Here is a 12851-nt window from a genome sequence, read left to right on the forward strand (position 1 = left end):
CAGTGTCTATCCCCAAGAAGAATGGTGGGACGCACATCGGGTACTCCTCAAGGGGGCGTGATAAGTCCTGTTCTTGCAAACCTATTTCTCCATTATGCCTTTGACAATTTTATGGCAAAGGAATATCCTGCTACTTGGTGGGAACGTTATGCTGATGACGGAGTTCTGCACTGCAAGACTTACCAGCAAGCGGTGTATATGAAGTCGGTCTTGCAAGAGCGTTTTCGTCTGTTTGGTTTGGAGCTGCACGAGACGAAAACGAGGATTGTGTATTGTAAAGATGCCGACAGGGTTGAAGAACACCCTGATATAAGTTTTGATTTTCTGGGTTATACGTTCCGCCCTCGCTTGGCGAAGAATAAGTATGGAAAGATTTTCTTTAATTATCTTCCTGCTATATCCGATAAAGCCATAAAAGGCGTAAAAGAAGAGGTGAGGAGTTGGAAACTTCAACTAAAGGTAAATAAAAGCCTGTCTGATTTGGCTCATATGTTTAACTCGCAGATTCAAGGTTGGATATCGTATTCTGGTCATTACTATAAGTCGAAGTTGATATATACTTTGCGGTATATCAATCAATGTCTGATCAAGTGGGTGCGCAGGAAGTATAAAAGCCGTAAACATCGCCAGCGAGCTGAATACTGGTTGGGAAGGGTTGCACTGCGTGATAAAACTTTGTTTGCTCATTGGTGTTATGGAGTTTTGCCTACGGCTGGATAAGGGGAACCGCATGAGCTGAGAGGTTCCCGTCCGGTTCTGAGAGGGCGCAGGGGGGAAGTTCCCCTGCTCTACTCACTGCATGATTTTCTGTAGGAGCAAACGAGCCTCCGTCAGAGTGAAAGATAGTATCACTCATTATATTGAGGACACACTCTACCTTCGTGTAAACCGAGAGAAGACGGTAGTTGGTTACGTGCGAGGGCTAAAGTTTCTTGGTTAAAGAAGAAATCTGGGATGCCAAATTAGGGATGTGCCGGGGAAAGAGTTGTGAGGCTAACGAGCTGAACGATTATATCCGTAGCCTCCATACCCGTTTGTATGAGATTCACCGGAACCAACCACCTACGTCATTAATGCGATACTAATTTTAGCCCTACGATTGAGATGATCAATGTAGATATAAACAGCAATCTAAGAAAGTTTGCCGGTTCGTTGAAAATAAAGATTCCTGTCAGTACTGTACCTACAGCACCGATTCCCGTCCATACAGCATAGGCTGTGCCGATGGGTAGTGTTTGGGTTGCTTTAATCAACAAAGCCATACTTATGGATAAGGAGATTAGAAAACCGCCCATCCACCAATACATTTCGTTGCCTGTTGTTTCTTTTATCTTTCCCAGACATGCTGTAAATCCTACTTCGAATAATCCTGCAACAACTAAAATAATCCAATTCATATTATAAGTTTTTATGATTATCGGTTGGTATACCCTCCGGAGGTTGGTGAATTATTGGTGTCAGGCTCCCTTTCGGGATTGGCTAAGCCTGACTCTGGTACCTTGCCAGTTCTCTGGAAGGGGTAATAGCGGATAATCATTTAAGTTTTGTTGCAAAGGTCGGGAATGAAGATGGAATGGCATTTTACAAATGATAAAAAAGTACACTATTTGAATTTTGCCCGGATACGACTTAATGAAACCTGGGTTATTCCAAGGTAAGATGCAATGTGGGATAATTGTACTCTTTGAAGTAATTCAGGATTGTTATTGATTAATTCACTGTATCGTTCGGAGGCGGTTCTGAATTGCCTGGCAATCAATCTTTCTTCGGTTTTGAGGAGTTCTTGTTCAGCAAATATTCTCCCCCAATTGGCTATATGTATATCCTTCGTGAATAGGTTGCTCAATGCATCTCCGTTTAATTTATATAGTATAGAGTCTTCTAGTAATTCTATATTTTCATATCCTTTCCGATTGGCAACATAGCTTCTCATTGAAACAACGGTGTCTCCTTCCTTTCCAAACCAAAAAGTAATTTCATCATCATCGGAATTGATATAAGCACGGACAATACCTTTTTTGACGAAGTAAATATTTCTTTCGGTCTTGTTGGCATTCAGCAGGCGATGGCCTTTGGGGTATTCAACTATTGTGATGTTTTCTATAATACTTTGTTTTGATTGCTCCGGAAGTTTATAGATGTTATCTAAGATTATTTCAATGCTCATAACGATTGTATAATCAGGCTGGTCTGAAGCCTTCTTGTTTTTATAATATTTCTAATTCCTTCATTGTTTTAAAAGCAAATCTTGCAGATGGATATGTTATTGAACCGCCTCCAATGACTCCCATTTTAATTGCTTCAATGATTTCTTGTTTATCAGCATTTACAGATATACATCCTTGCAAATGATATAGAATACACTCTTCGCATCGTGACAAAACAGAAATAGATAATCCGGTTAGTTCTTTATACTTTTTAGGGATTGCTCCTTCTTTATATACACTATCGTCTAACTCGCCAAAGAGTTTAAAGAAAGCATCATTGTCTGCCATCGTTTGATTCAGGTCGTTTCGTTCTTTATTGAAATTCTTCATGATATCGTTTATTATATATGGTAATTATAATCCGAGAACCATGCTGTAGGCATCGGCTCCGTCTTCGTAATAGTTTAGCCTGATGGAGCGTTTTGTAAATCCTTTCTTCTCGTATAGGGAGATGGCGCTGTCGTTGTCCATTCTGACTTCCAGGAAGATGGCTTTTAGCTCTATGATATGGGCATACTTTATGGCTTTGTTAAGCAACGCACTACCAACGCCTTGTCCTCTGTATTGTGGGGATACGGCGATGGAGTATACTCTGCCGGTGTTATGGCGCCTGCTGGTGATCAGTGCGATATACCCGGCCAACTGCCCATCGTGCCTGGCTACGAGAAATGTTCCTTTGGCATAGGTCATCAAGTAAAACATCTGACGGCGCGAAAAGGCATCCACTCCGAAGCATGCGTTCTCTATTTCCATTACTTCGCTGAGATCGCTAAGCGAAATGCGTTCAACAAGTATAGCCGTGTTCATCGTGATTTCAGTTCGAGTGAACGGATGAAATAATTCAGGATGCGATAGTATAATTCATCGCCCAGTATAGCATCTTCAATGCCGTGGTCAATGCTTGGATTGTCGTTGACTTCGATTACTACCGCTTTGTTGTTTATCACCTTGAGGTCTACGCCATACAGTCCTTTCCCGATGAGCGATGAGGCTTTAAGTGCGGTGCGTATTACGTTCTGCGGCACCTGGTACAACGGTAGGGTATCTACCAGTCCCGATTGATTGCAACCTTTTACCCCGTGGTTGTATATCTGCCAATGTCCTTTGGCCATGTAGTACTTGCAGGCGTAAAGTGCTTCGCCGTTAAGAATGCCTATGCGCCAGTCGAAGTCTGTAGGGATATACTCCTGCGCCAATATAATAGATGATTTTTCGAACAGGACGCTCATTGCTTTTTCGAAATCGGATTCGGAAGATACTTTGTGCATGCCGTGCGAGAAAGAGCCATCGGGTATCTTAACGATGAATGGGGTTCCCAGCTGGGCGGCAACTTCTTCAAAGTGATTTTCGTTGGATCTGAATATCAGCCGGGAAGCGGGAACGGATATCTTTTCTCTTTCGAGCAGTTCGTTCAGGTAAACTTTATTGGTACACCTGATGATGGAAAGCGGATCGTCGATCACTATCATATCATTCTGTTTGGCTTTTTGCGCCAGGTTGTATGTGATGTGATTCAATGATGTGGTTGAACGGATGAACAGGGCATCAAATTCCATCAGCCTGACGGAATCTTCTTCGGTGATCAGCTCGGCATGAATGTCCATTTTCTTTGCAATGTCGAGAAACTTGGTGAGCGCCTTTTTATTGCTTGGCGGAAATTTCTCTGCCGGATCGTGAAAGATGGCGAGGTTGTAGCGGCAACATCTGGGCGAGCGCGGTGCTCTCCAGATTTTCTTGTTGAAGTTGTCTAGTGCCGAGGCAAAGAAGTCCTGCTCTTCGTCCGAGAGGCTTTTCAGCGGAAGGGTTTGTATGGTTTCTATTTGGTTGCGCTGGCGGGTGTTGAGTCCGATACGTAGAATGGGGGCGGGGTAATTGTCGAATATGAAACGTGCGATGCGTTCCAGTCCCTTCTCGCGGCAGGTGCCGAAATAGATGTTGAGATACCAGATGTCGCCTTCGGGTAGTGTGTTTTTCTGAATCCACTGGTAGCAGAGTTTGTGCAGGCTGGCATCCATGCGCATGCCTGTTCCGCTTTCTATCCGGTTGATGGTGTCTACGCTGGGGATGGCTCTATGCCCTCGCGCCTGCGCCAGCAAGGAACTATAATACCCTTCGGAGTTGTAGGTGTAGTTGCTGCTAAGGTTAATGACTATTTTCGATTCTTTTCCGGGCGGTTTATGTTTCAGGTAATCCGATACGGTGAGAATACTGTTGGTTTCATAATAAGGCTTCCAGTCGTTCAGACTGTCGAGCAGAACCAGAACATTGTTCATAGCATATGTGTCATTTTACAAGGGGTCAAAGGTAATTAAAGTTTTATGTGAACGGCGAAATTTATTGTTAATTATTTCAGCTTCTCCCATACGTCGCGGATGTGTTCTTCTCCTTCGAAGTAGGGCACCTGGGAGTCTTTGCCGAATACTTCCATGGTGGGGGCGATTAGGGTTTTGTTCGAATCCGGATAGTCGCATACGTCATGTCCGATATAGGTTCTGACATCCAGGAAGGTGCAGGGGGCTGTGGTGTGGTTGTATAATTGATGCGCTCCGGTTTCGCCCATTTCGAAGAACATCAGGTCGCCGGCTTCAACGATCTCCAATCCGTTTGGCGTTCTAAGTGTTGCTGAGCCGGAGATGATCATAAATAGTTCTTCGGCATGACGGTGCGAGTGGTATGGCGCGGAGTATTGTCCCGGGTGTAACTGTCGCAGGTCGAAGTTTAGATTCTGGGTTTTCAGGTTCTTCCCGGTAATGGATACGTCGGTGAATATCTTGAAATAATCTATTTTGTTGGGAGCTTCTTTGAAGTCTCTTTGGGTGGATTTGAAGATTGTTGCCATATGTGTAAAGGGGTTGGGTTTATTTATGGGGAGTTGTTCTCTTGTTGATGTGTCCTTCTGGTTTATCGTTCTTCTTTAGCTTGATGTGGTTTCGATGTTTTTATCTCTGTTATAGATATAAAACAGAAATATGATCGTGCCGCAGTTGACGTAAATGTCCTTCAGATCGAACACAAACAGGGGCTTTAAATAAATATAGTCTAATATACCTTTATATATAAGTTGGGCGGTGAGGGAACTCAGGATGGCGGCAAAGATCAGGGCAAAGGCTATATTCAGCCATTTGGGGTTGCTTGCTTTTTTGAGTGCCCGTTTATAAATATAACAGGCGGCTAGTGCAATTACGCAAACAAGCGTGATGTGTGAGATATGATCAACCTGTTGCCCTAACAGCTGAAGGAAGTAGGGGGCTATGTTATTGAATGTGGGCTTAAATTCAAATAAGCCCGGAATGATGGTGAACCGTGTGTCAAGGAAGTAGGCGTCGATGATTACCTTGATCAATACATCAAGGCTGGCCAAAGCAAGTACCCACCAGATTAGGTTTTTTGTTTTCATGGTGCTAAATAATTGATTATTTCCAACTAATCAAAGTTTACACAGGGAAATCTGTATATTTGTGTAATTACCAACACTTTTTGCTCTGCAGGCTGCTTCAAAGATAGTTTCATTTGGCTAAAGAGAAAGTTTCTCTTTCAGTATGAGAAAGTTTCTCAAGGCAGATGAGAAACTTTCTCGAAACGGATAAGGAACTTTCTCATGTCGTAAACTGAACTGGGTTGACTGATTTGATGTTAAGTTCGATTTAAGACTTGACTCCTTTCGTCCACCCTGTATGAGATTTGTATGTGGAGTGTAAGCTTTGCATCTTCCTGTACACTACAACCTCCTTTTTATAACAATCAGGGCGTTACTTCTCTTCTAAGTATATCTTATCAAATACCATGCGAAGTATCTCCTTATCTGCGATTAACTGCCGAAGTTCGGTCAGCCGTTTAGCATTGTCCGATTCGGGAATCCAAAGCCTCAGATATCCACCTTCAGCGTATTTCTTGGTGAGATGACTCAGAAACCGGTCGTATTGTTGTTCTTTATCCATTTCCGGATAGTTCGATAGTCCGTATTGTACGGTTCGACGAAGGGTTATTTGCGGATCGATGATACGGTCTGCTTCTGCCACGATTTTTCCGTAAATACTTCTTGGAGGTTGTGCATTAGAAGCCCGGTGGTCCTCAATAGCTTCTTTCATGATTTGCATTTCTTCTACAGAAAACCAATGGGGTAATTCTTTGTCAGCCAATAAGATCCTGCCGGAAACCAAGTGGTGGAACTCGCGCCCCTCACATAAACCTAAGTCGTGATAAGCGGCTATCGTGTAGACCATCATGTAATTTACATCATAATATGCAGCTAACTTCAAGCTCTCTTCAATTACTTTTTGTGCATGGTCAACCTGGTGCGCTTTGTCAAAAGCTGCATATTGTGGAATGATATTGCCTTCAATGTATGCTGAAAGAGTTTCGGGGATTCCGCTTATAGGCATTGTCATATGATGTGTTTTTGCTTGAAAATCGTGCCAAAGGTATGCCTTTCATTCGGAATCTCCAAAAAAGATTTTCGACTATCATAATATTTCCATAATGTCTTTCCAACCAGAAACTCTGTGGTAAGAATTGTCTCTTAGGCATGTATTATGCGGTTGGGTGAAAATGATTTTCTTTCCGCTGAATACTCCGAGATTTTTAGGATGATCGTCAATCATAATACTTCCTTTTATACTATCCTTACGTCCACAGAAAATCATTTGTTTCCAACTGATGAATGGAAAATATTCATTCAGCCATTGTTGCTTTTCGATCAGGCTATTCGGAAACTCTGTAGCGGATGATACAATCAAGACACTGTATTTATTATTCAGGTACCGGAGTCCCTCAATACTGTCGGGCATCAATGGCACTGTTCTGAAGAAGCCCGGTTTCTGAACATGTTTTCTGAATGCGGGGAGCTCTTCTTCTCTTATCCCGTTCAATTCCTTCTGAATGAGTTTGATTCCCGACTCGGCATATTCCAATGCGATGTACTGGGCATAAACATCGGCAAGAACGCCGTCCATGTCTACTAAAATTTGATGCTTCATTTTTTTTGTATTTTTAAGAGTTCAAAATGCCTTTCTTCACCAATAAGGGTTTTTACTGAAGAAAAATGATGTGCGGAGTTTTATGGCGTCTTGCGGGATACTTATTCTTGCAACTTTTTATTTGATCGAAAACCGCAAAATCAAACAAAACCCTCATTTTTCTTTGTTTTAGCATTGGAATATAATTAAATTTGCGTGAATTTGCAACTTTAAATCTGCGGTATTATGCTAAAGGAAGAGAGACATCAGTATATCTTAAACCGGATAAATCAGAACTATCGGGTTTATATAACAACACTAAGTACAGAGTTGAGTGTGTCGGATGATACATTGCGTCGCGATTTGATTGAACTCGATGAAAAAGGCTTGTTGACTAAGGTACATGGTGGCGCTATAGCCAGGTCGGGTATTCCTTTAGAATTTACCGATCGGCTGCATACCGGAATTGCAGAAAAGCAGCAGTTGGCTACCAAAGTTGTTTCTTTATTTCGGGCAGGTGATGTTTTGCTGATTGATGGAGGTACGTCCAATCTTGAAGTGGCTCGCCAGATTCCTATGGATATGGAATTGATAGTCTATACCAATAGCTTCCCGATAGTTAATGTTTTGATGCACCATCCTAAATTAGAGTTGATTTTTCTGGGTGGTACGGTTTTTCCTTCCTCGCAAGTTACGATAGGAGTTTCTGTCTTTCAGGCTTTGCAATTTATCAGACCCGATTGGTTGGTCTTAGGAGTTTGTAGTGTTCATCCTCAGCAAGGACTTACTGCACCCGATAGAGAAGAGGCTTTGATTAAGCGCCTGATGGTGCAACGTGCACAAAAACGAATTGTATTGGCGGAGAGTTATAAACTAAATACCGCAGAGTCATATTGTGTTGGTTCTCTGGGCGATATTGATTATCTGATAACGGATGAAAGTAAAGTAGAGTATATAAAGGAGCACTGGCCCCGGCATTCCTATATAGTAATGTAATCCCTCAGCCTAGAAAATTAGAGTTTCAACGACTATACATATTACTATGGCTATGCCAACTACAGCAAGCGATAATATGATAGTCATTCGATTGAAATAATCTTGTTGTTCCTGTTCGCGTTTCTTTAGTGCTTTATTTATTCGGTCAAACTCTTCAGCAGTCAGATTCTTGGGAGTGTTGCCCGTACCGATATGAGCCTTCCTGCCTTTGATTGTGGCTTTTTCGCGGCGGCGGTTGAGTGCTTCCCGACCTTCTTTTAATCGCTTGATCATATCAAGAGCATGTCCTCCGTAACTCATAATTCCTAATTTTAAAGTTAAATATCTCTTTCAGGGATATGATAAAGATATAGAAAAATAACCGGAATTATTTGTTTCGGATACTATTTTTAACGCACATGATTGGCGTACAGTCCGCTTTTAGATAGGGTAGCCGGTAAAGTCGGTTGATGATACTTTTAGTTACTTATTTGATAAGTAACTTAAGTATTTCTTTTCCGCCTCTTTAAGCAATTCTTTCTCCACCTTTGTTTTCTTTTCAAAGAAGGTTGTTTCGATGCTCACGCCTCCTTTCTTTGTCACTCTTTCCCAGTTGCCAATAATCTTTCCATTATGTAGAATTACCGGATAGAAAGTGCCAAAATTATTAAAAGCTTTTGGATAGTGTTTAGGATCTAATACGGCACTCCGATCCTTATAACTAATGAGGTATTCATCAAATGGTGGAAGAAAGTGCAACACATCATCACATGGCTTGTATTCCACCCAGGATTGATGAATGAAAAGTTCCTGCGAAGCAAACCGGTCTTTATTCAACTCGTCACTAATCAGATTGATGGCTTTTCGTGTTTCGGTGATAGTCAGCCCCGACCACCAGAGGAAATCCTGAAGACTGGCAGGGGAGTGGCTGCGGAAGTAGCGCCGGGCAAGTTCGGCAAGCGCTTCCTCTTTATGCAGTTCTTTTGTAGGGGCAATTCGTTCGTCAATCAAAGCATAGGTAAACTTTTTATTTTTCTCTCTTCCACTGCAAACTTGTCCCGTAGCTTCCGCCCGGTTGATGAAGTAATGTGCGGTGTTAGGATCGTCGAGTACTCCGGCACGAATTAGTTCTTCGCCGATTTCTAGTTTGGTCAGGTGGTTATTATCCCTTAATATTTTCTCGAATATCTTACCGCACTTAGTATGTGTGCTTTCGGGTATCCCAAATCTTTTGGCATACGAGTCGTAGGCTTTTTTAACCCGCTCACCGGATAGCTGTAGCATCCATCGCAGGTCTTCTGCCGGAACGAAATGCCATGTGGGGCGCATAACGTGGGTACGTATAATCTCGCCCCGTTCGAGTGCTTCCTCCACTTGTTGCAGGGAACTTGATTTTAACCGGGCGCCTATCGCCCATTTCGCCATGGTATACTCCTGTGCCTGCATAGCACCCATCCATTTAACCAGATCTTTGGGTTGGTCGAATTGAGAGGCGGATAGCTGTTGGCTTAAAACCCGAATGTTTGTAATCATAGGTAACCTGCTTTTATATTATATATAGGTATGCAAATCTATTAAAAATAAGACAACTTGTTTTTAATCAGAATTGCTTTTTTACTTTATTCTAAAGAAATCTGCAAATAACCGTAAGTCCGTGTGGGATAAATGTTAATATAATGTGTTTAAATGCTGACAATTTTAAGTTAATTATTTAACTTGTTTTAGTGTCAAAACGAAAAAAAAGAAAAATACGACAGTGAATCCTTAAAGAATCATACGGAAAGAAACAACTTGTTATATAAAATTCTATATTGAGTTACATAAGGTAAGCACATGTACGAGTTTAACTAAAAAATATAATAGTTCCCTTATTATTCATTACTTAAACTAATTATCATGGAAGTAAAGAAAACTAAACGAGCCGACATCGAGAGCCATAGAGGCACTTGGTTGCTAATGGGATTTATTGCGGTACTTACCTTTATGTTCGTTGCATTTGAGTGGGCGCAATATGATAAACAGATTGACACCAGCATGGCGGTGAAAGATCTGGTCTATACTGCGGACTTGATTCCGATAACTGTTCCTGAGAAACCCTTACCACCTCCTCCAGCTGCGCAACGCATGGAAGAAATTGTAATTGTAGACGACACCTCGCCCGAACCGGAAGGCACAGTCATGACGAGTGAGAATGTAGGTGAGGCTGTTACACCAATCTACATTAAGCCTGAAGTGGAAGAGATTATCCCTGATGAAACTGAGATTGTTGTTTTTGCCGAGGTTATGCCATCATTCCCCGGTGGAGGGAAGGCTTTGAATGCATTTCTGGCAAAGCACATCAAGTATCCGACTCTATCTCAGGAAATAGGTTCTCAAGGACGGGTAATTGTGCAGTTTGTGGTAGATAAAGATGGTACCATCACGAATGCTGAAGTTGTGAAGGGTATTGATCCTCACTTAGATAAAGAAGCTCTGCGGGTAATCAATCTGATGCCTAAGTGGAGTCCCGGAATGCAAAACCGTAAACCTGTACGTGTAAAATACACCGTACCAGTAATCTTTAAATTACAATAAAACGAAGTAAATAAAAGGGGAATGGGGAGGTGCTCTTTGATAAGGAGGGCATCTCCTTTTTAATTAAGTGTTGTCTCACCTTGTATAACAGGTTTGCATGTTTCTATCTCTACCTGGTACTTCTTGCACGCAAAGCCTTTCGTATTAAATGTTGCCTGTATGATTGCAGACTGGGTAGTCCCGGGTTTGCTTTGGTCAAAAATGAAGTTACCCAGACTATAAATATCGGTTTATCCTTATATATCTCTTCTTCCTGAAGAACATGGGGATGGTGGCCAATGAGAATGTCTGCACCCGCATTGATCAAGCGATATGCAGCACTTTTTGGCAAATATAGTGATTGCAATGATTTTTTATACTTGGATAATTGCTTTAAAAAATTATCTTTGCGCTCGATAACAAAATGTTGACTGATAAATGCGTAACCTAAAGCAAATCCGGATTTGGCTGAAACGATTCAGATATCGTTGCGGATATGGTGTGCATTCTCCTTTCGCATTCGATTTTATCACGAATGTGATCTATGAAAAGGCGGCCTATTATGCGTATGGAGAAATTGAGAATAGCGCTCATGTAAGTCAGGCCGGAAGCGTAAAAAGAGAAAGCAGTCATTCGAAGAAAGTGAATCGTTTGCTGTTTCGCCTCGTCAACAGGGTGCAACCCGGAACGATAATTGATGCCGGGAAGCAGGGAATTACTTCTTATTATTTGCAGGCTGGAAAACGGTCGGCCGGATATATTCCACTGGCCTCGGAAAATATAGCCGACCTTTCGTCCATGCAGCAGGTTGATTTTTTGTATATTGATCATCCTGAAAACATCGCACTGGTTGAAAATCTTTACGAGTATGGAGTAGGTAAAACAACAAGCCGGTCGATGATGGTTATACGGGGAATATATCATTCTGCTGATATGAAAACCTTTTGGAAGCGGGTCGTTGTAGATGAACGTGTGGGGATTACGTTTGACTTGTATGACCTTGGGATTCTCTTTTTCGATCATTCAAAAATAAAACAACACTATATCATCAACTTTTAGATCGTTATAGTGTTATTGAAACATAAATGCCATGAAAAAAAGTCTTGTATACACAAAAACGGGCGATAAGGGCACTACTGCTTTGGTTGGTGGTACGCGGGTAGCGAAAACACATGTTCGCCTGGAAGCTTATGGGACTGTCGATGAGTTGAATGCCCAGTTGGGGCTGTTGGTCACTTATCTGACAGATGAGAGAGATAAAACCACCGTACTGAAAGTGCAAAATAGACTTTTTACGATTGGTTCGCACCTGGCTACTGATCAGGATAAAATGGAACTGCGCGAGGCTAGTGTTATCACCGCCACGCATATCGCCGAACTTGAGCAGGAGATTGACCTGATTGATGAGGCTTTACCCCCTTTGCGTACATTTGTTATTCCCGGAGGAAATAGAGGGGCAGGCGTTTGCCATGTTTGCCGTACCGTTTGTCGTAGGGCAGAAAGGCGTATATTGACGTTAGCCGAAGAATATAAAATATCTCCGGAGGTATTATCTTATATGAACCGTTTATCGGATTATTTGTTTGTTTTATCGCGTAGAATAAATATAGTAGAAGAAACAGGCGAAATATTTTGGAATAATACTTGTAAGTGATAAATTTTATTATACTTTTGCCGAAAAATAAGAAATAGAAATATTATTCACACTTTAAAATACTTAGAACTATGTATTGGACTCTGGAATTAGCGTCGAAATTAGAAGATGCCCCTTGGCCTGCAACTAAGGATGAACTTATTGATTATGCCATGAGATCGGGTGCACCTCTTGAAGTGATTGAGAATCTTCAGGAAATGGAAGATGAAGGAGAGATTTATGAAAGCATCGAAGATATCTGGCCAGATTATCCAAGCAAAGAAGACTTTTTCTTTAACGAAGAGGAGTACTGATTTGCGGTAAAGCGAAATAACAAATGCCCGTAGACGTTTTCATGCGTCTACGGGCATTTTATTTCTTGCCGGTTTCCTGTTAAACACGCTGGCTGGCTACGTTAACACGTCAACTTTCTACTGTAACGCGGCTACCCTTCGTGTTAAACACCAGCACTCGTGGCGTTAAGCCCCAGAGTTGACGTGTTAACGTAGCCAGCCAGCGTGTTTAACA

At 41.9% G+C, this 12851-nt stretch carries 18 protein-coding genes and 1 pseudogene; 7 read left to right on the forward strand and 12 right to left on the reverse strand.

The genetic code is table 11. From position 1 onward, the window contains the following. The first annotated feature begins 21 nt into the window (after nucleotides 1-21). Together D0T87_RS09665 and D0T87_RS24590 are read left to right on the forward strand one after the other, a co-directional pair. Nucleotides 22-720, forward strand: coding sequence for a reverse transcriptase domain-containing protein (locus D0T87_RS09665; RefSeq protein WP_163174930.1), 699 nt, complete (start codon nucleotides 22-24; stop codon nucleotides 718-720). 79 nt (nucleotides 721-799) lie between these two features. Then, a pseudogene (locus D0T87_RS24590) lies at nucleotides 800-937 on the forward strand (RNA-directed DNA polymerase); the annotation flags it as partial. Between the two features lie 133 nt (nucleotides 938-1070). Here D0T87_RS24590 and D0T87_RS09675 read toward each other — a convergent pair. The 9 genes from D0T87_RS09675 to D0T87_RS09710 all read right to left on the reverse strand — a co-directional run bounded on the left by D0T87_RS09675 (nucleotide 1071) and on the right by D0T87_RS09710 (nucleotide 7183). Continuing rightward, complete coding sequence (locus D0T87_RS09675) at nucleotides 1071-1397, reverse strand: multidrug efflux SMR transporter (RefSeq protein WP_163174931.1); 327 nt, start codon at nucleotides 1395-1397, stop codon at nucleotides 1071-1073. A gap of 206 nt (nucleotides 1398-1603) precedes the next feature. Next, complete coding sequence (locus D0T87_RS09680) at nucleotides 1604-2167, reverse strand: Crp/Fnr family transcriptional regulator (protein WP_163174932.1); 564 nt, start codon at nucleotides 2165-2167, stop codon at nucleotides 1604-1606. Between the two features lie 40 nt (nucleotides 2168-2207). Beyond that, nucleotides 2208-2537 (reverse strand): carboxymuconolactone decarboxylase family protein, encoded by a 330-nt coding sequence (locus tag D0T87_RS24205; RefSeq protein WP_203558659.1) that lies wholly within the window; start codon nucleotides 2535-2537, stop codon nucleotides 2208-2210. A gap of 24 nt (nucleotides 2538-2561) precedes the next feature. Further along, a complete protein-coding gene (rimI, locus tag D0T87_RS24210; RefSeq protein ID WP_203558660.1) occupies nucleotides 2562-3014 on the reverse strand; it encodes a ribosomal protein S18-alanine N-acetyltransferase in 453 nt (150 codons plus the stop codon). Next, entirely contained in the window at nucleotides 3011-4480 is a 1470-nt protein-coding gene (locus tag D0T87_RS09690) for a RimK family protein (protein ID WP_163174933.1), read from the reverse strand. The genes rimI and D0T87_RS09690 overlap by 4 nt, the downstream gene beginning before the upstream one ends. Nucleotides 4481-4551: 71 nt before the next feature. Further along, the gene (locus D0T87_RS09695; protein WP_163174934.1) at nucleotides 4552-5046 is read right to left on the reverse strand and encodes a cupin domain-containing protein; all 495 of its coding nucleotides are present in this window, start codon (nucleotides 5044-5046) and stop codon (nucleotides 4552-4554) included. A gap of 75 nt (nucleotides 5047-5121) precedes the next feature. Next, nucleotides 5122-5604: a signal peptidase II gene (locus tag D0T87_RS09700; protein WP_163174935.1), complete on the reverse strand. Its 483-nt coding sequence runs from the start codon at nucleotides 5602-5604 to the stop codon at nucleotides 5122-5124. A 352-nt stretch (nucleotides 5605-5956) separates the two neighbouring features. Then, complete coding sequence (locus tag D0T87_RS09705) at nucleotides 5957-6595, reverse strand: HD domain-containing protein (protein ID WP_370526832.1); 639 nt, start codon at nucleotides 6593-6595, stop codon at nucleotides 5957-5959. Between the two features lie 75 nt (nucleotides 6596-6670). Beyond that, complete coding sequence (locus D0T87_RS09710; RefSeq protein ID WP_163174936.1) at nucleotides 6671-7183, reverse strand: 5'(3')-deoxyribonucleotidase; 513 nt, start codon at nucleotides 7181-7183, stop codon at nucleotides 6671-6673. 225 nt (nucleotides 7184-7408) lie between these two features. Here D0T87_RS09710 and D0T87_RS09715 point away from each other — a divergent pair, with 225 nt between their 5' ends. After that, nucleotides 7409-8158: a DeoR/GlpR family DNA-binding transcription regulator gene (locus tag D0T87_RS09715; RefSeq protein WP_163174937.1), complete on the forward strand. Its 750-nt coding sequence runs from the start codon at nucleotides 7409-7411 to the stop codon at nucleotides 8156-8158. Nucleotides 8159-8167: 9 nt separating this feature from the next. Here D0T87_RS09715 and D0T87_RS09720 read toward each other — a convergent pair whose 3' ends face one another. Both D0T87_RS09720 and D0T87_RS09725 read right to left on the reverse strand, forming a co-directional pair. Beyond that, nucleotides 8168-8458, reverse strand: a complete 291-nt coding sequence (locus tag D0T87_RS09720; protein ID WP_163174938.1) for a hypothetical protein — start codon at nucleotides 8456-8458, stop codon at nucleotides 8168-8170. Between the two features lie 162 nt (nucleotides 8459-8620). Continuing rightward, nucleotides 8621-9670, reverse strand: coding sequence for a winged helix DNA-binding domain-containing protein (locus tag D0T87_RS09725; protein WP_163174939.1), 1050 nt, complete (start codon nucleotides 9668-9670; stop codon nucleotides 8621-8623). Between the two features lie 363 nt (nucleotides 9671-10033). On the opposite strand from D0T87_RS09725, the gene D0T87_RS09730 reads away from it, so the two are divergent. Continuing rightward, entirely contained in the window at nucleotides 10034-10711 is a 678-nt protein-coding gene (locus D0T87_RS09730) for an energy transducer TonB (protein WP_163174940.1), read from the forward strand. Between the two features lie 109 nt (nucleotides 10712-10820). Here D0T87_RS09730 and D0T87_RS25070 read toward each other — a convergent pair whose 3' ends face one another. Beyond that, entirely contained in the window at nucleotides 10821-11057 is a 237-nt protein-coding gene (locus tag D0T87_RS25070; RefSeq protein WP_370526833.1) for a CapA family protein, read from the reverse strand. 71 nt (nucleotides 11058-11128) lie between these two features. Between D0T87_RS25070 and D0T87_RS09740 the strand changes: the two genes are divergently transcribed. The 3 genes from D0T87_RS09740 (at nucleotide 11129) to D0T87_RS09750 (ending at nucleotide 12637) form a co-directional block, all read left to right on the forward strand. Then, nucleotides 11129-11749 (forward strand): hypothetical protein, encoded by a 621-nt coding sequence (locus tag D0T87_RS09740; RefSeq protein WP_163174941.1) that lies wholly within the window; start codon nucleotides 11129-11131, stop codon nucleotides 11747-11749. Nucleotides 11750-11780: 31 nt separating this feature from the next. After that, on the forward strand, nucleotides 11781-12344 hold the full coding sequence (locus tag D0T87_RS09745) for a cob(I)yrinic acid a,c-diamide adenosyltransferase (RefSeq protein WP_163174942.1): 564 nt from the start codon (nucleotides 11781-11783) through the stop codon (nucleotides 12342-12344). A 71-nt stretch (nucleotides 12345-12415) separates the two neighbouring features. After that, nucleotides 12416-12637, forward strand: coding sequence for a DUF2795 domain-containing protein (locus tag D0T87_RS09750; RefSeq protein ID WP_002558131.1), 222 nt, complete (start codon nucleotides 12416-12418; stop codon nucleotides 12635-12637). Nucleotides 12638-12851 lie beyond the last annotated feature (214 nt).

The sequence above is a fragment of the Bacteroides sp. 51 genome, from assembly GCF_010500965.1.
Lineage (GTDB): Bacteria > Bacteroidota > Bacteroidia > Bacteroidales > Bacteroidaceae > Bacteroides.